We start from the raw sequence: 19,144 nt of genomic DNA on the forward strand, positions 1-19,144 counted from the left end.
AGTTTTTCTAATAACAAATAACAAATAACCCATGCCCTGGGAAAGCAAATGCCCAATGCCCTGGGAAGGCCTTCTTCCCAATTCCCAATTCCCAATTACCCATTACCAATTACCCATTATCAATTTTTCTGGGGAGCGCGCCCACAGATATAAGTCATGGTTTTGAGCCGATCGCGCACCTCCCAATTCAAAGCTTCGCGCCGATACCGCCAGCCCCAATTTCCCTCTGCTTTCCCCGGAAAATTCATCCGCGCGTCCGTATCCAAACCCAACAAATCTTGATAGGGAACAATTGCCAAATTAGCAATAGAAAACCAACCCATGCGGATTAAAGACCAGTGAATTCCTTGGGGATCGATGCAACCCAAATAACGCAAAACCTCATCTCTTTCGTAGTTTTGCAGTTGATTGAACCAGCCAACAGTCGTGTCGTTGTCGTGGGTACCCGTGTAAACTACGCAGTTGCGAACGTAATTGAAAGGCAAAAAAGGATCGCCAGGGCCCGCGCCGAAAGCAAACTGCAAAATCTTCATTCCCGGAAACTCAAACCGATCGCGCAAAGCTTCCACTTCCGGAGTAATTACCCCCAAATCCTCAGCGATAATCGGCAAATTGCCGAACTTCTCATTAATTACCTCAAACAAAGCCGTTCCCGGCGCATTAATCCACTCTCCGTCGATCGCAGTTTCCTGTCCCCGCTTCACCGCCCAGTAAGCATCAAATCCTCGAAAGTGGTCAATCCGAGTCACATCTACATAAGCGAAAATCGCCTCAAAACGCTGCACCCACCACTGAAAATTAGTTGCTTCCAAAGCCTCCCAATTGTAAACAGGATTGCCCCACAATTGACCCGTTTCGCTGAAGTAATCCGGCGGAACTCCCGCCATCAAAGCGGCTTCTCCAGTTGCTTCATCCAAACAAAACAAGTCCGGATGCGACCACACATCCGCGCTGTCGTGAGCGACATAAATCGGAATGTCACCAATAATTTTAATGTCGCGCAGGTTCGCATAGCGTTTCAACTCAGTCCACTGGCGGAAAAACTCGAACTGCACGTATTTGTAGTAATAAATCTCATTATGTAGCTCCTGCCGCCACTTGTCTAGCGCCTCCGGTTGGCGCTGTGCAATTTCTGGTTCCCAAGTGTGCCAGCTACTGCCGTTGAAGCTGTCTTTTAGTGCCATAAATAAGGCATAATCTTCCAGCCAAGTCGCTTTGCTCTCGCAAAAAGCCGAAAATTCTCTTTGCTGCACCGGCGATGCTTTCGCTTTGAAGTTTTCGCAGGCTTTTTTCAGCAGAGGTATTTTGTGCGCGATCGCGCGATCGAATTCTACTGTATCGAGGGGAAATTCCGGCGAATGAGCTAAATCTTCATCGCCGAGCAATTGCTCGTCCCGCAGAATTTCCGGACTCAACAGCAGCGGATTTCCAGCCATTGCTGAATAGCAAGAATAAGGAGAATTGCCGTATCCTGTCGGGCCCAGCGGCAATATCTGCCAGTATTGCTGGTCGCTCTCTACTAAAAAGTCAATAAAGCGATATGCTTCTATTCCCATATCCCCAACGCCAAATCGGCTGGGAAAAGATGTCGGGTGGAGTAAAATGCCGCTAGCTCGGGGAAAAAGCATAATCTATCTAAAGATATAGGAGTTAAACATTGACAATTTGACCGATATTCCCTACAGGTTAAACTTCGCAGTTTGTAGGGCGATTTTCAGGGCAAATACTTTTGCGATTGTCTCATATTTTCTGCGGGAACGTGCTTGCTAAATATTTGTGTCGCCATCTCATGACAAATGCTGAGGATCTCGCCAAACATCAAGCTCCCCACTTACACCCTTGCCGACACTGCCGTCAATGGGGAACTCTTACCCAAGATCGTTTGCTGCTGACTATTTTGGTCGATCGCACCCAGTTTCTGCACAAGTTTCTTTATAACTTTTATGCGGCTTGCGCCCTATCTGTCTGAAGTCGTACATTGCCAACTCCCGGCAAAACATCATACAACTTCCCAAACAGGATGCAACTCGATGTCAGGGTTCCAAACCCTCATGCAGTAAGTCATTCGATTTGCAAATCGGGGTCATTGACAATCGAAAATCTTCAATGCCACAATCGAAAATGGCATCACCCCTCCCTCTCCTGAGAGCCAATGCACAAATTAGCCGACTGTTTTTGTATCTCAACAAACAGTCGGCTGCGAAATTACGGTGAAAATGCTGAGTTTAAGTTTCCTTGTTCAACAATTTCTCCACTTGTTTGAGAGCTATAGTGCCGACGTTGTAAGCAGCCCAGCCGCCCGCCAACAATACGGGACTCAATACTATTAGTATGCGCCAGTCAAATTCCATGAGTTCTCCTCCTAAAGTTTTTTAACAAATTCTCATAATCTATTTGTATCTCATTTTGTCGCCATTCTCCTGACTCCTCAAGCAAATATTGTCGCCGAAAAAGTTCCTCCACAGCAAGGAGCGATCGCGCTTGCAGGACATCGCGCCCAGTAATTGAGACTGCAACTCCCTGCCGTCAACCTTCATCAGAAAAAAGGGTGTGAAACCCCGTCCTTCTAGGACGGCTTTACAGTTCGCCAAGAGTTGTAGGCAAGGAATTTGCAATCTTCCGGCTTTGCACCTTGAGTTAGGCGTTTGCCTGTATCAAGACTGTGCAGGCTGACGCGAGACTTTTGAATGTCTTCACCACCGACATAGCATTTACCGTATTTGGGATGGTTGACAATCCCGCCCCGCTTTAACCCTTGCGACATAGAACCCCCATAAGGGCGGCGGTATCCATTCTTGCCGGGATTGAAAACATGAAGTTGTCTGCGGTGAATGCGAAGCGGCTGGCACTCCATTACCGCTGTATTGTCTGGCCCAGAATCACCACCCACTAGCAAATAAGCCAAAACCCACGAATCAACGCAATGAGCGTCAAAACTGTTAGATAGTTTTTTCTTGGACTTCTTCAGTCCCAGCGCTTGTCTGGTTTGATAGGTATTCTCCCAGCCGTCGAACTTGGTCACGGGTGCAATTTTTTCTAGTTCCCAGTAGCACCACTGCTTTCCAACTTCCAGGGGTGAAAATGATGTATTCCAAGCCTTGCAACCTTTCTTGGTTGTGGCTTTGATATCTTCAATCCCAATATGGGAAACAGGGAAGATAGAGGCCAAGACCTTAACAACTCTGACCTTGAATTGCCATCTTGCTTTTGTGCTCGGAGGAATCCCCCCGCGCTTGCGATTTTGGCGATTCTTTCGATACGGTGTCTTGCGGTTGCGTCTGGCACGTCTGGCATTGGTACTCGCCTCAAGAGCATCCTTAACCCAATCAACCGCATGAAATTGCTGGTTGAGATAGGTGTGAGCTTTGGATTTGACAGTGTACCCTTCGCGCTTGGAACCCGGATCGATTCCAACTGCTACAGGTTGCATTAGACGATTAGACGGCTCAACGTTTAAGCGAATGCAAAAGATTCCTTTACGAAAGAAAGGAGTTGCTTTTCCAGATTCAATCCATCTTTGGGCCACGGGTGTTGTAGGCATCAAAGGTCGCTGACTTGAGTCAACTACTGGAACGTATTGCATCTTGGTTTGTTTGCCAGTAAGGCTAATTGTTTAATTCCCTTCGACTTTGACGATCCAAGAGGTTAGGGATTAGGGAGGTGTCCTTAACGTTGCCAGAAGTGCCACCTTCCGATCGTTCAAATTAGCTTCTCAGCTAGTGTCTAGTCCTACTTGCGCTTGCTTTTCTCTATTGGCTTAGAGTCCAGACAAGCCCCGTGCCTACAGGCCGGGGTTAGTGACCCGCTCTCCTTACACCCAATTATCCCAAAATCTGTTTGGCAATCCCTTCCACCACCAGAGTTAGAGGGTCTTTAGGGAAGTGCAGGGCAAACACCCCCTTACTCGCTAACAGCATCATCTTATCGCTGTGGGGCAGCACCCCTGCAACTGGGATGCTGTAAATACTCTCTACTTGCTGCTTCAAATCATCGAAATCCAAGGATTCTGGCGCTTTGTTAATTGTGATCAAAATCTTGGGAACCTCTAATTTGCGGGCCACATCTACCGTCACAGCCGTTCCCTGAAAATCTTGCTGATCCGGACGCAGAATCAGCAGCAGGATGTCCGAAATTGTGATGCTGAGCAGGGTTTCTTCGTTGAGCCCCGGGTGGGTGTCGATAAATAGGTAGTCTAAGTTCAGAACGTCGATCAGTTCTTGAAAGCCGTCGGTAAGCAGTCCCACGTCGTAGCCTTCCCGCAAAACTCGCGCTATCTCCCCTGCTTTTATGCTCGAAGGAATCAGGTATAGGCTGCCGTTACGGGCTAATTTTGGGAGCAGCGAACTCACATTGTAGGCCGTATCCGAGATCGGACACCGGCCCCACAGGTAATCGTTGAGACAGCGCTCCATGTTGTTCTCGCTGAAACCGAACAGCACGTGAATCCCGGGCGATTGAATGTCTGTGTCCACAATGGCAACCCTGTTTCCGCTGCGAGCGATAATAGATGCCAGGTTTGCAGTCGTGTTAGATTTGCCAGTGCCACCCCGATAAGAGTGGACAGAGATGATTTTGGACATGATATGCGTATTGCCAAGATTGAACAATTATCTCTTTAAGTCTAGTCATTTATGGACTTTCAAGTTTTTGGGATGCTGGACTTTTATTTAGATTCGGTTGTTGATTTATGTCCTCTATAGGTGGGAACCCTGCTTAGCCGCGAAGTCTGCCCATCAATCAGACTCTAGAAACGAAGGCATTATTGAGAGGCAGATCAGATTGTAGTCTACAACCAACAGTAATCTCAACAACCTGATTTGTAAGATAGAGGGCGTAGTAGTTCGCCCACTAGGTGTAACAGCGTCAAAACGGAATGCAAGTCATATTTGACGATAAGTTCTACAACTATGACGGGTAAAAACGAAGAGCATCAATTATTATGTAATTCACGATCGCATCATATATCGCTCAATCTTCCTTCCCCCTCAAATCCTCCCGGTCTGTTAAACTATCAATCTTTTCCTCTTTTATCCTCTTGTCTGCGTTCCGGCGCTGCCGCATCTGCTTTGCCCTCGCTTGCAAATCGCTGAACCCCTCATCGGGTTCGGTTTCGCCAGAACTAGCACTCGCGCCCGGATCGATCGCGCTTTCTGTTTTTGAGTCGCTTTTTGAGTCGCTTTCCGATGCTGTCGCGGCGGCCCGCTGCTTCTGCTGTTTGGCTTTTAGCTGCAACTGAGCTAAGAATTCGTCTGCCTCGCTTTGGGCCTGGGGAAGATCCCCCGCACTGACCGTTATTTCTTCGGGTTCCAAGAGTGCTTTTTCAGAGGGATCTTTTTTGCTACTTTTGAGTTCATCTTTCTTGAGCTGCAATTCTTTAAAGAAATCTGATTCTACAATTTCTGCAACTTGCTGTTCTTTTTGGGCTTGGTCTATTTCGATTTTGAAGACTTGTTTTACTCGATCGCTAATTGCTTTCCCGTATCCCGATTTATTAAATCTGTCTGCTGATACAATGCTGCCGCCAGTTAGAATTAATCCTAAGACTGGCGCTGCCACAGGCACCCACCCTCCCAACAGAAAAATCCCAAAACCGATCGCGCCACACCCCGACAGTATTGCTGCGAATGTCAGCGCCAACTTCCCTGGGTGAGCCATCCGCGATGCCACGGTTCCTCCGACCATTGACCATCCTGCAATCCACAGGATTTCTGCCCATTCCGGCCAAAACCAAAACATCGGTCTCTTGTCTAAAACAGCACTCAAAATTTGGCTGATTACTTGTGCGTGTACCACAAGCCCAGGCATGAATTGATTTTTTTGCTGCTGCCCGCTGTAAGGAGTATAAAATACATCTTTAACGGTTTCTGTGGTGTAACCGATCATCACTATTTTATCTTTAACTAAATTCGGATCGACTTTCCCTTCTAAAACATCGGTAATTGTGACTTTCTTTGCGACTTGCTCCCGGGAACGATAATTAATTAGTATTTGATATCCCCTCGCATCGACATTGCTGTATCCTCCGTCATTGCTTTTTAATTTTTTCAATTGGGTTTTTCCCAGCCATAAAGATTGATCGGCTGCCAGTCTGGGAAAAATTTTGTGCTTCTTTAGGTAGCGGAGTGATAGCTGGAGGTTGAAGGAAGTTAAGACTTGAGAATTGTCATTGCAAAGATGTTTTTCTACCGAGTCAGCGCCCTTAATTATCGGTGGTTTCATAAATAATAAAGCCCTGCGGAGTATGCCGCCCGGATCGATTCCAAAATCTGCAAATCCCACCCGGTTTGCTGGCATGGACGGAGGAGGGGGAGAACCGGGAGTCTCGGGGCCTCCGTCGGTGACTAAACATACCCCGATAATTCGATCGCTTTTTTGTAAAACTTTAGTTAATTCCTCGCGCCCCTCTCCTAAAGGTACATCTCGCAGTACGTCTAAACCGATGACTGCCGGCTGCATTTTTTCTAGTTTTTGTAATATTTCAGCTATTTTGCGATCGGATATCGGCCACTGCTTCAGTTTCTGAATGTCTGCTTCGGTAATCCCCACAATTAGCAAGCGCGGATCTGGCTTTTCGTCGGGACGCCATCTCAGCATTTGGTCGTAAGCGCTTAATTCTAGTGGTTCCAGTATTCCTAGGTGCCTGACCCCCACCAACGATAATGTTGCTACCGCGCTGGCAATTAATACAGATCTAGAAAGTGTTAGCGATGGTTTATACAGTTGACTCAATTGAGCCGCTGCCGATCGAATTTTGTCAGATAGAAATTTGTTAGATATTTTAGTCATTGCCACAATATAAAATTTTGACTCGTTTCACCCAACAGCAGTTATGTTGCTTGTCGGCACCTACACGAGACTTCCTCCATCTTAGAACACCCGGAAACTTCGACCGATTTGTAACAAAAATTTACAGTTCGCTGGTAGCGAAATGTGTATGGAATCACAGTCGCGACCTCAACTGCCGGATTTGCTGTCCCCAGCATCCAGTCGCAGATCTAATTCATTAATGCTATGGATGTGTCAAGGTTCAAATTCTCTATCTGCGGTGTGAGACTAGCTTCTCAAAAATATTGGTCGCCAGCAGGGAGTGTCTGTGTTTGCAATATTATAGGCAATACTTCGGACAGTTTTTTAACGGCCCTGTAAGCCTTACGTAGTAAGCCATGCCATTTTTTACGCATTTTCTGCAACGAGTGGGGCAAAGTCAAACACTCGATCGCATCTAAAACTGTCCGAAGTATTGATAGGGAAAGATACAAAAAAATGAAACGTTATTTAGATAGGGCTACGCTGCCGGTAGCCCTATCTGCGATCGCAACTATCGTCCCCAGTTAACTTGCCCGAGTGCGGGCAAAATCCCCACCGATGGTGCTGAGTCACAATGTTAATTTCCCGTCTCCCAATGTCAGCGCGCCAGACAACAGCTAAGGGGGAGTGCCTCGCGGTAGCAATTTTTGTCCGGCGGGTTTATCTATTACTTTTTTAGTGTCTCCAACTAATATCGGTTTAACCATCAAAGATTCTCCCACAAGTTTTGTCTGTATCCCTCAAACCTCGGCATAAATAGAGTTTACTTTGCTGACAGACAAGGAGAACAAAGTTATGTCTCAAAAAACATTTAAAGTTGATGAATACGGGATTGTTGGAACTAGCATTCTTGCTACGGGGGACAGCAACAAATCACTAGAAGTTGGCAAGCGTTACCTGTGGTCGTTTTCGATGGTTTGCGAACCAGACGATCGATCGTCCGGTTCAGTTGTTAAAGGGTTCGTACAGCGCATCGCACCCCAGCCAACTCTCCATAGCGATTTGGCAAATCCCGACCCGATGACGAGGCTCGAAGTTTATGCTAAAAATGAGATTTGGTACGAAACTCTCGCTACTTTAGCCCAAAGGCGGCGACAGACACCGCAGGATGCGAGACCCAGGGCCAAGCGGACGCAATTGTTGCAGTCCCAAGGACTGGAATCAGCGGTAGGTCAATCGCTGGTTGGGTCTCTTTAAAGATCGCTATTTATTGAACTTTTGTGCGTCTTTTGATGGCGATGTGAAGAAGCAAAAGTTGACCCGATCGCGCCCGGGGTGAAAACTCCGCGCTAACAGTCGAGACGCGATCTATGATATATCTATAAGTTGGTGAAAAAATGAAACGTTTTCTACATTTTACTGCCCTCGCACTCTCTGTAAGTGCGATCGCACTTAGTGTCCCCAGTTTCGGGCCACCCATGCAGGCTGTGCCTGCACCAATGCTGCTGAGTCAGAATGTTAAATTTAAACCTCCCGATGTAGACGCCCCCGACAACAGGCAATCGGCGACGCATCGAGGCAATGCTTGTCCGAAGGATTTATTTATTGTTCCTTTAATACCTAAAAGCAATGATGGTTTAACCCTAGCAGAATCGCCAACATTCTTGGCCTATGTTTCTCACTCTTCGACTCAAGTCGAGTTTAGGTTGCAAGCTGACGACGGAAAAGGAATCGATGCTTATAAAACGACTTTCAAAGTTGACAAGCCGGGGATAATTGAGGTCAGTATTCCTAACAAAGGCGATGGCAAAAAATCTCTGGAGGTTAACCAGCGGTATCAGTGGTCGTTTTCCGTGGCTTGCAATGACGATCCGTCGGGAAATTATTTTGTTAAAGGGTTTGTGAAGCGCATTGAACCCGAGGAAACTCTCAAGAAAGATTTGGCAAATGCTGAGCCGATGGCTAGGGCGATCGCTTATGCTAAAAATAATATTTGGTACGATACAATTGGTACTCTAGCCCAAATGCGGCGAAGAGCGCCCAATGATGCGAGTCTGAGGGCCGAGTGGAAGCAATTGTTGCAGTCCCAAAAACTCGAATCTGTTGCCGATCAACCGCTAGTTCAGTCTTTTTAAGCCTCCCTATTTCTCAAGGCTTTCTTTTGTCCTTCTTCTGAGGATCTCAAGAAGGACAAATTAAACCGATCGCCCGCTGCGATTCTTACTCCTAGTCATACCAAATCCGGGGCGTGATATCCCCGTTATCATTCGGCGGTTGAAACCGCTGCTACACAAACAAAGTCGGCAGTAAGGCCGACTGGTTCATAAAGGGTATCGGAAACCTGGATTTGGTATCAGGAGTAAAAATCCCAACCCTGATTTTATTCTATCTGGTGAAAAAAATGAAACGTTTTCTAAATTTTACGGCACTGGCGATCGCTGTATTGGCGATCGCAATTACTCTCCCCAGCTTGTTTTCACCGATGCAGGCCGTCCCTGCACCAACTCCCCTGGGTCAGAATGTTAATTTCACACCCCCTGAAGTCACAGCCCCGGAGAACCGCCAAGGGGGAGCCCATCGAGGCTGTCAGTTGCAGGATGGTTTATCGATTACTCCGTTAATACCTGAAAGCAATATTGGCTTAACCCTAACAGAGTCGCCAACATTTTTTGTCTATGTCTCTCAACCGGCGGCTCAAGTAGAGTTTGTTTTGCTAAACGAAGATGAATCCGAAGTAGTCTACGAATCTAGTTTAAAAGTTGACAAAGCTGGAATTGTGGGAGTTAGCCTTTCTGACAAAGGCAAGACAAAAAATATTGAGGTTGGTAAGCGATATGTCTGGTCGTTTGCACTGGCTTGCGATCCTCAGGAACGATCGGGAGATTATATTACTAAAGGATGGATGCAGCGAGTTGAACCGCAAGGAACTCTCAAGAGCGCTTTGGCAAATCCCGACCCGAGGGCGAAGCTGATCGCTTATGCTAAAAATGGCATTTGGTACGAGACTCTTGCGACTCTAGCCCAAATGCGTAGCGTCGCACCCGATGATGCGCGGCTGAAGACTGAGTGGACGCAATTGTTGAAGTCCCAAAAACTCGAAGCAGTTGCCGATAAACCGCTAGTTCAATCTTTTTAATCGTCCCGATTTCTCAAGGCTTAATTTGTCCTTTTTCTGGGAATCTGAAGATTGACAAATTAAGCCGATCGCCCGCTGCGATTCTTACTCCTAGCGCTCTACGGATTATTATGTTGTAGGGTTCGTAGAGCGAATTGAACCAAAGGAAACTTTAAAGAAAGCTTTGGCAAATCCCGACTCTATGGCTAGGGCGATCGCTAGCGCTAAAAATGGGATTTGGTACGACACTCTTGCGACTCTAGCCCAAATGCGACGCATCGCACCTGATGATGCGAGTCTCAAAGCAGAGTGGACGCAATTGTTGCAGTCCCAAACACTAGAAGCAGTTGCCGACAAACCGCTAGTTCAGTCTTTTTAATCGAGACTATTCAGCCAAATCCCAAATCCCCAATCTAAAATCCCCAATCTAAAATCTAAAATCCCTTGATGACTAATAACTCTCCAACAATTCTCGCCCTTGATTTTGACGGTGTAATTTGTGACGGACTAATCGAATATTTCCAAACAGCTTGGCGCAGCTACTGTCAAATCTGGAAACCAATCGAAACAGTCCCCGAGCCAGATTTAGCTTTGAGTTTCTACCGAGTGCGGCCAGCCATCGAAACCGGCTGGGAAATGCCGCTGCTGATTCGCGCACTGCTGACAGGAATTACCGAAGAGCAAATTTTGCTGGAATGGCCGAACATTGTCCCGCAGTTATTGACCGAAAATAATTTAAAAGCCCAGTCTGTCGGCGCAATGTTAGACGGACTGCGCGATAATTGGATTGCTGAGGATTTAGCTGGATGGCTGTCTTTGCACCGCTTTTATCCAGGAGTAGCCGATCGCCTGCACTCGTTGCAGGATAGTTCGGTCAAAGTGGCGATCGTCACAACCAAGGAAGGACGTTTTGTGCGAGAACTCTTGCAGCTAGCGGGCGTACAAATGCCGTCGGAGTTGATTTTTGGCAAGGAATACAACAAGCCCAAACACCAAACTTTGCGGGAATTTTTGGCAGCGTCTGGCAAAGATACGACTATTTGGTTTGTGGAAGACCGGTTAAAAACTTTGCTCTCGGTGAAGCAGCAGCCGGATTTATCTCAGGTAAGGTTATTTTTGGCTGACTGGGGTTACAATACTTTAGCTGAACGGGAGTCTGTGGCTCAAAATCCACCAGTTCAATTGCTTTCTCTCTCGCAGTTTGCCGGAGATTTTGTCGATTGGCTGCCCGACGAATGTTGATGTTAGACTTGTTGGCAGGTAGATTTTTTTTCGCTTAGCAGAGTCAAAAAAAATCCCTAAATTTCACACTTTTTTTGTTGACTTTTGCGGCGCTGGCATGGTATTTTTAAATAATGGGATGGTGGCGTAAATAATATTTTTTAACATATTCCCATTATGATATAAATATAACAGGAATTTCCCAAAAAATCAAGGGTATCGATAAAAAAAATAGATTTTTTCATGTCGATGACCCAGTAATAAAATAGGTTCGTAGTGAGGACTTTAGTCCGCATCCAAGAGAGGACTAAAGTCCTCACTACGAACCAATCTGAGGCTTAAAACAAATGCTAGATTTAACTAAAGCAGCCAAAGCAATGCAGGGAATGAGCCAACATTTGAATGTGGAGGCTTTGGCGGCTCGCTTGCGTTTGCAAGTGGCTCAGAATTTGCTAGAAAAAGCCGCGGTAGGACAAGAAAATTTGGTAGAATTGCAAGAAAGTTGGAGCGATCGCACTTTATTCAATGCAGCCACGCCGATCGAGCCCTTGGACGATCGCAAATACATCACCGCACCCCCCGCCGCCCACACAGTCTTCGCCACAGACGGATCGCAAATCTCGCCCAGCCATCACGAAATCGCCTACTGCTACCTGATCAACGTCGGTACAGTCATGCTGCACTACGGCCAAAGCCGCCACCCAGTATTAGACAGCGTGCCCGAAGTTTTCTACAAACCAGAAGACTTGTATGCTTCGCGCCAGTGGGGCATTAGAACCGAAGAGTGGATGGGATACCGGCGCGCCGTTTCCGAAGCCATCGCCCTCGCGGAAATGGGCTGCAATTGGGCAAAATTTAACGACAATCAACTACCAGCGCCAACTTTGGCAATGGTAGACGGTTCCCTGATTTATTGGTTTTTGGAACAGTTACCTAGCGAAGCGCGCGATCGAATTTTGCAGCCAATTTTAGAAGCTTGGGACAAATTGCGCTTAGCAAAAATTCCCCTATTAGGATACTTGAGCGCTTCTCGCAGCACCGAAAGCTTATCTTTTTTGCGGTTTCAAGCCTGCACCCACGAAGTACCAGACTGCATGACAAACTGCCCCAACGTCGGATTTTCCGCTACCAGTGCTTTCGACGAAAAAGCACCTTGTCAAGAATTTGAACCCCTGCGAGATGCCGTCTTGTGGGCCACAATCCTGCTACCCGGACAAAGAAGCCCGTTGTGGAAATCCCACGCTCGAATTTTAGATTTATACGGTCTCAATCCCATCTATTTTTGTTACGTTCATGTTGGCACAGAAATTGCTAGAATAGAAGTTCCCGAATGGGTAGCACAAGATAAGACAGAGCTAGATTTAGCCTTAGGAATGATGCTGGCTCAAGTACACAAAGGCGGCGGCTATCCCGTGACGCTAGCAGAAGCCCACAACCAAGCAGTTGTCACCGGGGGCGATCGAAGTAGCTTTTTCGCTTTGTTAGAGCAACAAATGATTAAAGCAGGTTTAAAAAATGTCGGAATTTCTAATAAGGAAACCCGGAAGCGCGGCAGTATTGCTTGAATTAAAAATTAGAGTTAAAAATGTTATATGCCCCTAGAGTTAATTATCTTAATTGCTTCCTTGCTTGTATCTTGGCTGGTATTTAATTGGGCTTTTAAAGTATTGAAAGCCAGCATCGGTACAGCGATTTCTATAGCAGCAATTGTGCTGGCGATGCAATTATTGTTTGGCATCGGGCCAAATCAGCTTTTTCAACATATAACTCACCTGCCACAAACCCTTGGGAAAATTATTTTTGGCAGGTGAGCCGACTTTAGACTTGAGATTTGCAATCGCAGTGCGATCCTATCGCTCGCGAGGAATAGGATATCATGTCTGCTCGAACAATCACGATAATATTGGTTCGTAGTGAGGACTTTAGTCCGCAACAAAGAAGGACTAAAGTCCGAAGGATCAAACCTTTTTTATTCTGGTTCGTAGTGAGGACTTTAGTCCGCAACAAAGAAGGACTAAAGTCCGAAGGATCAAACCTGATCAAACCTTTTTTATTCTGGTTCGTAGTGAGGACTTTAGTTCTCATAAAGAAGGACTAAAGTCCGAAGGATCAAACCTTTTTTATTCTGGTTCGTAGTGAGGACTTTAGTCCTCATAAAGAAGGACTAAAGTCCTCAGTACGAACCCTTTTTATTACTGTCTAACTTCCGAGCATTTGAAGCTTGTACAAACTGGCATACAAACCTTCTTGTTGCAACAACTCTTCGTGGCTCCCAGACTCTACTAACTGCCCGCGTTTGAGCACCAAAATGCGATCGACATTTCGGATAGTCGAAAGCCTGTGAGCAATGATTATCGCCGTTCTGTCCACCATCAAACGCTCCAGAGCCTCTTGAATCAAAGCTTCCGTCCCCACATCCAAACTAGCAGTCGCCTCGTCCAAAACTAAAATACTGGGGTTGCGAATAGCCGCGCGAGCAAACGCTAACAACTGCTTTTGTCCCCCCGAAAGATTCGTTCCCCTCTCCCGCAATTGCGTGTCATAACCTTGAGGTAATTCTTCAATTAAACGAGCAACATTCGTCTTTTCTGCTGCTGCTCGAATCTCCTCCATCGAGTAACTTTCGCCAAGGCTAATATTGCTCTTCACATCACCAGCAAAAAGAAAGCCATCTTGAATAATCACACCTACGTGTCTCCGCAATTCTGCTTGAGGCAAATCGCGAATATCTACATGATTAACCAAAATCCTGCCCCGCGTGGGTTCATAGAGGCGACACAGAAGACGAATAATTGAACTTTTTCCTGCACCTGTCGGGCCAACTAATGCGACTTTTTCGCCGGATTTAATCGTAAAATTAAGGTCTTGCAAAACATATTCGTTATCTTTGTAAGCAAACCACACATTGTCAAATTGGATTTCTCCTGATGCGGCTTGCTTTGATTGGGCATGGGCAATTAGGGATTTTTGATTGTTAGCTGACAGGCGATATTCAGAAGTTACAGGAGTGTGATTGTTGTCTACCAATTCTGGCTCATTTGAAGATAAATTATAGGCAAGTGCCTCTGGATGACCGGCCATCAGCAGCGGCGAATAATATTCCCTTCTTCCCTCTTCCCTCTTCCTTCTATTTTTTACATCCGTTACATCCGTTACATCCGCTACAAAATCCGTTGCCGAACTTCCTTCTTCCTTCTCCCCGCTAGTTGGATCTTTAATTTCGATGGGTTCGTTGAGAATATCGCTAATCCGTTCTACAGCGGTAAATCCTGCTTGAATTGCCGTAAATTTCTCGGCAAATTGCCGCAGCGGATCGAAGAGACGCTGAGCAAATAAAATAAATGCTGACAGAGTACCAAAGTTAAGAGTACCTTGCAGAACATTTTGACCGCCCATCCACAAAACGGCTGCAATTGCTACTAAAGCAATCCATTCCAATGTCGCAGATACCGCTGAGTCGTAAAATATAGTTTTATCAACAGCCTTAATGTAGCGTTTGTTGGTAACGCTAAATAATTCTGAGTTGAATCTTTCGCGGCGGAATAGCTGCACTACGCCAATACCCGTCAGGTTTTCTTGCAGTTGGGCGTTGAGATCGGAAAGTTCTTCTCTGGTATTGTAATTGGCAATCCGATATTGGTTCTGAAAATAAACGATTAAAGCGGTAATCGGTACCATCATCGTCACCAACATTAAAGCTAGTTGCCACTGCATGGTAAACATGAAAATGGCAATTACTAAAATTGAAAATAAATCGCTGACAATCCCGATCGCCCCTGAGGAAAAAACTTCCCCCAAAGCTTCCACATCGCTGGTGAGGCGAGTCATCAATCTGCCTACAGGAGTGCGATCGAAAAATCTCACTGCTAGCGATGTGACGTGGGCGAACAAATCATTTCTAATATCAGTAGTAATAATTTGCCCTACTTTCGTGACTAAATAGCCTTGAACAGATTGCAGTGCCAATCTAAATGCTATAGTTAGCATCAGCAACACTGCCAAAACATTTAATGCAGTAGATAAAGGCAATCCTCGCAAAAATTCATAGGTAGGTTCCGCTCGAATTACCGAAATTGCCTGTCCGATCAGAATCGGTTGAACTGCTCCTGAGACTGCTAGCGGTACTAATAGTGCGATCGAGATAATCAACAAGCGTTTGCTGCGGGTTGCGTAAGATGCCAACCTCATGAATAACCGCCAGTCTGTTTCGCGGCGGGGTTGGTTTTCGGTGTCTGCTACTGGTGAGGAAATGGTCATCGATGCCAAAAATGGTACAATACATCCAATTAATAATTGTAACAAATAGAATCAATATTTTGCATGAATATCGGTAATACCAATTTAATGGGTCGTTGCACATATTCCGATCCCCCTCGCATCCCCCTGATTGTCGGGGGACTTTGATTGGACTCTTATTCCCCCCTTTTTAAGGGGGGTGCCAGGGTGATCGAATTCTCTGCAGCTTCATAAAAAATTCGTATAAACATTTTAGTTGGGTTTCGTTCCTCAACCCAACTAAAATGTTTGTATCCAAACAAAACTGGTATTATAATCGACTGGTAGAAGTTATATAATCATCATGCAAGAGATAGAGACAGCCCGATTGTATCTGAGACAATTTACGCCAGACGACTTAGATGAGCTGTACCGCATCTACAGCGATTCAGAAGTGATGAAGTATCTGAGCGAAGGCGTCAGAAATAGAGAAGAAACAGCAGCAGATTTATTTCAGATCGTCGCAGATTGGGAAAAACACGCTTTCGGTTTGTGGGCTGTTGTCAATAAAGAAAATAACCAATTGATCGGGGACGGGGGGCTTCGCTTTTTAGGCAAAACACCTGAAGTAGAAGTCGGTTACGTGTTAGCAAAAGCCTATTGGGGACAAGGTTTAGCATCCGAAGTTGCAGCGGCGACGCTCAAGCATGGATTTGAAGTATTGAAACTAGAAAAAATTGTGGCTGTTGCAGATGCCGAAAACAGATCCTCGCGGCGGGTAATGGAAAAAGTGGGGATGAAATACCAGCATAATTTTGACGATTGCGATCGCGATCGAGTATATTATTCGGTCGCGAGATTTGAATATTTTGCATCGAATGAAACAAAATTAAAATGTTTATAGCCGGACAAGATTTGAAATATTAAATTTACAGAGAATAGTTGCGATCGCCCACTTCCAAAATATCGCATCCCAGCGGGTGATGCAGAAAGTTGGTTTCAAATATGAGAACAACGGTCGTTATTATAAAACTGATGTAGTATATTGTTCCATATCGCGATCGCAATATCTTCAGGAGTAAAAGTCTATGCGTAAACTTTTGTTGCAAATATTGGTGTTAAGTCCAGTGGTTTTAACTTTTTGCTGGATGAATGCCAAAAGTGCGATCGCCCAAGGAGTCGATCGCCAAACCAACGCACCAACTCCCACAAATGTCTCTCAATCGGCTGACATTGCACCAAGTAGCTGGGCTTTTCAGGCACTACTATCCTTAGCAAAACGCTACAGTTGCCCGATTGTCGCCCCAGTTGGTACTACTTTAGGCGATCGACCTTTAAAACGCTCTGACTTTGCGGTAAGTTTAAATAGTTGTTTGGTAAACGTCGATCGGGCGATCGCAGCAGGTACGCCAAAAGTCGGCCCAGAAGATTTAGCCATAGTCCAACGTTTACAGACTGAATTCGCCCCTGAATTAGCGACGCTGCGGGGTAGAGTTGACGCATTAGAAGCTCGTAGTGGTGAATTGGAACAAAATCGAAATCCCCCCCTTTCAGAACCAAATTCTGTACCTTTACCAGCGCCTTCTCCCCAAACATCCCCTCAGCGAGTGAGACTTAACCTTGACAGTCGCACTTCTGGGAATCTTATAGGACAAGATACATTAAGAACTAGAGTTTCTGGTGGCATCAATCCACAATCAGCAACTTTCGGTATATCCCCTGTATTTCCCCAGCAACAACAATTCGATCGCGAAGGATACAACCGCATTTACGATAACTCCTATCAGCGGGCTAGCAACAACCCGCTTTCCACATTTGGCATCGATGTCGATACAGCATCCTACAGCAATGTCCGACGCTTTATCAACAGCGGTGTGATGCCCCCCAAAGATGCAGTGCGCCTCGAAGAACTAATTAATTACTTTACCTACGACTATCCGCAACCAAAGGGCGATCGACCTTTTTCAATTAATACAGAACTCGCCAATGCTCCCTGGAATCCCCAACACAAATTAGTCCACATTGGTTTGCAAGGAAAAAGCATTTCCACCAAAAATTTACCGCCGAACAATCTCGTATTTCTGATCGATGTTTCCGGTTCCATGAATTCGCCGGACAAATTACCGTTAGTCAAAGCATCTTTGAAATATCTCGTCAGCGAATTGCGAGCCAAAGATAGCGTCACCATTGTAGTCTATGCCGGAGCCGCCGGGTTAGTCTTGCCTCCAACACCGGGCAACCAAAAAGAAAAGATATTAGATAGCATTGACAAGCTAGAAGCAGGTGGTTCTACCGCAGGCGGAGCAGGCATTCAACTAGCCTACAAAGTTGCTAGAGACAACTTTATTAAACAAGGAAACAACCGCGTTATTCTGGCAACAGACGGCGATTTTAATGTCGGCGCTTCCAGCGATGGCGAACTCGTGCGGATGATTGAAGAAAAACGAGAACAAGGAGTTTTCCTAAGCGTCTTGGGATTTGGTACTGGCAATTTGCAAGATGCAAAAATGGAACAGCTAGCCGATAAAGGTAATGGCAATTATGCTTATATCGACAGCCTGCTGGAAGCCAAAAAAGTATTAGTCACTCAAATGGGAGGCACGCTATTTACCATAGCCAAAGATGTGAAAATTCAAGTAGAATTCAATCCGGCTAAAGTTCAAGCCTACCGTCTAGTTGGTTACGAAAATCGAGTTTTGCAAAATCAAGACTTTAACGATGACAAAAAAGATGCAGGTGAATTAGGTGCGGGACATTCGGTAACGGCAATTTACGAAATTATTCCGGTTGGTGTCGCCAGCGATGTCAAATTGCCGGAAGTCGATCCATTAAAATATCAACCGAATCCAGCCACTGCTTCTGCATCTCAAACTGATGAATTGATGCAGGTAAAGTTGCGTTATAAAAAACCTAACGAGACAGTCAGTCAGTTAATTACGCAGTCAGTAATGGACAAACCTGTAAAACTAGAAAATGCCTCTGCCAACTTCAGATTTGCTGCTGCTGTAGCTGCTTTCGGGATGGTTTTGAGAGATTCTGAGTACAAAGGAGCAGCTAATTTCGATCAAGTATTGAAGCTAGCAAGTCAGGCGAAAGGTGAAGACAAGGAAGGCTATCGGGCAGAGTTCATCCGTTTAGTTGAAAACTGTAAGACGTTAGTGGCAAAGATAGGAGTAAAGTAGTTTTTTGTCACCTAACTGATGCCTTGTCCTAAATGTTTCAAGACTTGAAATGCCGATCGCAATTCACTTGGTACAGTATAAATCGAAAATGCCCGCGATAACCCATATTCTGGCGTAGGTTGAGCCATCAGTTTCACAAACAACACATCATCACCATTCGTCAACATCCCAAATCTCGGTTTATCCAAATCGGGATTTGCCATCATGTATGCTAATGCTTGAGGTAATGCCGATCGCGTCGAAATCGTAGTCTTCTTACACTCCAAAACCATTACCCAAAGCTGCTGAAGCAAAATCAAGATATCAATTCGTCCCCGCAGGGTTTCTTCCCCATCATCAATGGCAATTTCAATCGCAGATTCCGCCTTCATCCTGAAAGGTGGATCGTAGAATCCCGCCATTTCTAGCAAAGGTGATGCTACCAGCAATGTCACAGCCCCTTCTAACAATTCTCCATCCGCTCTATGATATAGTAATCTGCGTCGTAGCCTATCCAAACCAGTCTGTTCGGCATCGCTGAGATTTGGCAACTCAGCTTGCCATTCTGCAAAAAAAGCCTCATCTTCAGTTCGGCTCAAATTCAATCTTGATTCAGCCTCAGCAAGGCTTTTAATAGCTTCTGTAACTGCAATCACCTTTGCCATTCTTTACACTTGAAATACGC

The 19,144-nt window shown here is 45.7% G+C and carries 15 protein-coding genes and 1 pseudogene; 9 read left to right on the forward strand and 7 right to left on the reverse strand.

Features of this window, described 5'->3' with window-relative positions; all coding sequences use genetic code 11:
- Positions 1-119: 119 nt before the first annotated feature.
- From malQ to JGK39_RS06415, 5 genes are all read right to left on the reverse strand, one after another.
- On the reverse strand, positions 120-1,628 hold the full coding sequence (malQ, locus tag JGK39_RS06395) for a 4-alpha-glucanotransferase (protein WP_293295976.1): 1,509 nt from the start codon (positions 1,626-1,628) through the stop codon (positions 120-122).
- A 597-nt stretch (positions 1,629-2,225) separates the two neighbouring features.
- A complete protein-coding gene (locus JGK39_RS06400) occupies positions 2,226-2,351 on the reverse strand; it encodes a photosystem II protein Y (RefSeq protein WP_293248518.1) in 126 nt (41 codons plus the stop codon).
- Between the two features lie 215 nt (positions 2,352-2,566).
- The gene (locus JGK39_RS06405; protein ID WP_293248520.1) at positions 2,567-3,583 is read right to left on the reverse strand and encodes an RRXRR domain-containing protein; all 1,017 of its coding nucleotides are present in this window, start codon (positions 3,581-3,583) and stop codon (positions 2,567-2,569) included.
- A 238-nt stretch (positions 3,584-3,821) separates the two neighbouring features.
- Positions 3,822-4,580 carry a MinD/ParA family protein gene (locus tag JGK39_RS06410; protein ID WP_293248523.1) on the reverse strand — a complete coding sequence of 253 codons (759 nt, stop codon included), beginning with the start codon at positions 4,578-4,580 and terminating at the stop codon, positions 3,822-3,824.
- Positions 4,581-4,968: 388 nt separating this feature from the next.
- Entirely contained in the window at positions 4,969-6,786 is a 1,818-nt protein-coding gene (locus JGK39_RS06415; RefSeq protein ID WP_293248526.1) for a CHASE2 domain-containing protein, read from the reverse strand.
- Between the two features lie 789 nt (positions 6,787-7,575).
- On the opposite strand from JGK39_RS06415, the gene JGK39_RS06420 reads away from it, so the two are divergent.
- The 7 genes and pseudogenes from JGK39_RS06420 (at position 7,576) to JGK39_RS06450 (ending at position 12,894) form a co-directional block, all read left to right on the forward strand.
- Positions 7,576-8,004, forward strand: coding sequence for a DUF928 domain-containing protein (locus tag JGK39_RS06420; protein WP_293248529.1), 429 nt, complete (start codon positions 7,576-7,578; stop codon positions 8,002-8,004).
- A 140-nt stretch (positions 8,005-8,144) separates the two neighbouring features.
- Complete coding sequence (locus JGK39_RS06425) at positions 8,145-8,882, forward strand: DUF928 domain-containing protein (RefSeq protein WP_293248532.1); 738 nt, start codon at positions 8,145-8,147, stop codon at positions 8,880-8,882.
- 266 nt (positions 8,883-9,148) lie between these two features.
- Positions 9,149-9,883, forward strand: a complete 735-nt coding sequence (locus JGK39_RS06430; RefSeq protein ID WP_293248535.1) for a DUF928 domain-containing protein — start codon at positions 9,149-9,151, stop codon at positions 9,881-9,883.
- A gap of 106 nt (positions 9,884-9,989) precedes the next feature.
- Positions 9,990-10,241, forward strand: a pseudogene (locus JGK39_RS06435) (DUF928 domain-containing protein); the annotation flags it as partial.
- Between the two features lie 68 nt (positions 10,242-10,309).
- Positions 10,310-11,104 (forward strand): HAD hydrolase-like protein, encoded by a 795-nt coding sequence (locus JGK39_RS06440; protein ID WP_293248544.1) that lies wholly within the window; start codon positions 10,310-10,312, stop codon positions 11,102-11,104.
- Positions 11,105-11,430: 326 nt separating this feature from the next.
- On the forward strand, positions 11,431-12,648 hold the full coding sequence (locus JGK39_RS06445; RefSeq protein ID WP_293248552.1) for a DNA double-strand break repair nuclease NurA: 1,218 nt from the start codon (positions 11,431-11,433) through the stop codon (positions 12,646-12,648).
- A gap of 27 nt (positions 12,649-12,675) precedes the next feature.
- A complete protein-coding gene (locus tag JGK39_RS06450) occupies positions 12,676-12,894 on the forward strand; it encodes a hypothetical protein (RefSeq protein ID WP_293248555.1) in 219 nt (72 codons plus the stop codon).
- Positions 12,895-13,282: 388 nt separating this feature from the next.
- Here the strand turns inward: JGK39_RS06450 and JGK39_RS06455 are convergent, their stop codons facing one another.
- Entirely contained in the window at positions 13,283-15,340 is a 2,058-nt protein-coding gene (locus JGK39_RS06455) for an ABC transporter ATP-binding protein (protein WP_293248738.1), read from the reverse strand.
- Positions 15,341-15,662: 322 nt separating this feature from the next.
- On the opposite strand from JGK39_RS06455, the gene JGK39_RS06460 reads away from it, so the two are divergent.
- Together JGK39_RS06460 and JGK39_RS06465 are read left to right on the forward strand one after the other, a co-directional pair.
- A complete protein-coding gene (locus JGK39_RS06460; RefSeq protein ID WP_293248558.1) occupies positions 15,663-16,202 on the forward strand; it encodes a GNAT family N-acetyltransferase in 540 nt (179 codons plus the stop codon).
- A gap of 184 nt (positions 16,203-16,386) precedes the next feature.
- The gene (locus JGK39_RS06465; protein WP_293248561.1) at positions 16,387-18,480 is read left to right on the forward strand and encodes a VWA domain-containing protein; all 2,094 of its coding nucleotides are present in this window, start codon (positions 16,387-16,389) and stop codon (positions 18,478-18,480) included.
- Positions 18,481-18,491: 11 nt separating this feature from the next.
- Here the strand turns inward: JGK39_RS06465 and JGK39_RS06470 are convergent, their stop codons facing one another.
- Positions 18,492-19,124 (reverse strand): type I restriction endonuclease, encoded by a 633-nt coding sequence (locus JGK39_RS06470; protein ID WP_293248564.1) that lies wholly within the window; start codon positions 19,122-19,124, stop codon positions 18,492-18,494.
- Positions 19,125-19,144 lie beyond the last annotated feature (20 nt).

This window comes from Microcoleus sp. PH2017_12_PCY_D_A (assembly GCF_020738565.1).
In the GTDB taxonomy this organism is placed as follows: Bacteria; Cyanobacteriota; Cyanobacteriia; order Cyanobacteriales; family Microcoleaceae; genus Microcoleus.

What these genes read in the sequence shown, in the direction of transcription:
- JGK39_RS06450 (WP_293248555.1), top strand. Translation starts at nt 12,676, where the DNA reads ATGCCCCTAGAGTTAATTATCTTAATTGCTTCCTTGCTTGTATCTTGG.
- JGK39_RS06445 (WP_293248552.1), top strand. Translation starts at nt 11,431, where the DNA reads ATGCTAGATTTAACTAAAGCAGCCAAAGCAATGCAGGGAATGAGCCAA.
- JGK39_RS06415 (WP_293248526.1), bottom strand. Translation starts at nt 6,786, where the DNA reads ATGACTAAAATATCTAACAAATTTCTATCTGACAAAATTCGATCGGCA.
- JGK39_RS06405 (WP_293248520.1), bottom strand. Translation starts at nt 3,583, where the DNA reads ATGCAATACGTTCCAGTAGTTGACTCAAGTCAGCGACCTTTGATGCCT.
- JGK39_RS06455 (WP_293248738.1), bottom strand. Translation starts at nt 15,340, where the DNA reads ATGACCATTTCCTCACCAGTAGCAGACACCGAAAACCAACCCCGCCGC.
- JGK39_RS06410 (WP_293248523.1), bottom strand. Translation starts at nt 4,580, where the DNA reads ATGTCCAAAATCATCTCTGTCCACTCTTATCGGGGTGGCACTGGCAAA.
- JGK39_RS06465 (WP_293248561.1), top strand. Translation starts at nt 16,387, where the DNA reads ATGCGTAAACTTTTGTTGCAAATATTGGTGTTAAGTCCAGTGGTTTTA.
- JGK39_RS06440 (WP_293248544.1), top strand. Translation starts at nt 10,310, where the DNA reads ATGACTAATAACTCTCCAACAATTCTCGCCCTTGATTTTGACGGTGTA.
- malQ (WP_293295976.1), bottom strand. Translation starts at nt 1,628, where the DNA reads ATGCTTTTTCCCCGAGCTAGCGGCATTTTACTCCACCCGACATCTTTT.
- JGK39_RS06425 (WP_293248532.1), top strand. Translation starts at nt 8,145, where the DNA reads ATGAAACGTTTTCTACATTTTACTGCCCTCGCACTCTCTGTAAGTGCG.
- JGK39_RS06460 (WP_293248558.1), top strand. Translation starts at nt 15,663, where the DNA reads ATGCAAGAGATAGAGACAGCCCGATTGTATCTGAGACAATTTACGCCA.
- JGK39_RS06430 (WP_293248535.1), top strand. Translation starts at nt 9,149, where the DNA reads ATGAAACGTTTTCTAAATTTTACGGCACTGGCGATCGCTGTATTGGCG.
- JGK39_RS06470 (WP_293248564.1), bottom strand. Translation starts at nt 19,124, where the DNA reads ATGGCAAAGGTGATTGCAGTTACAGAAGCTATTAAAAGCCTTGCTGAG.
- JGK39_RS06400 (WP_293248518.1), bottom strand. Translation starts at nt 2,351, where the DNA reads ATGGAATTTGACTGGCGCATACTAATAGTATTGAGTCCCGTATTGTTG.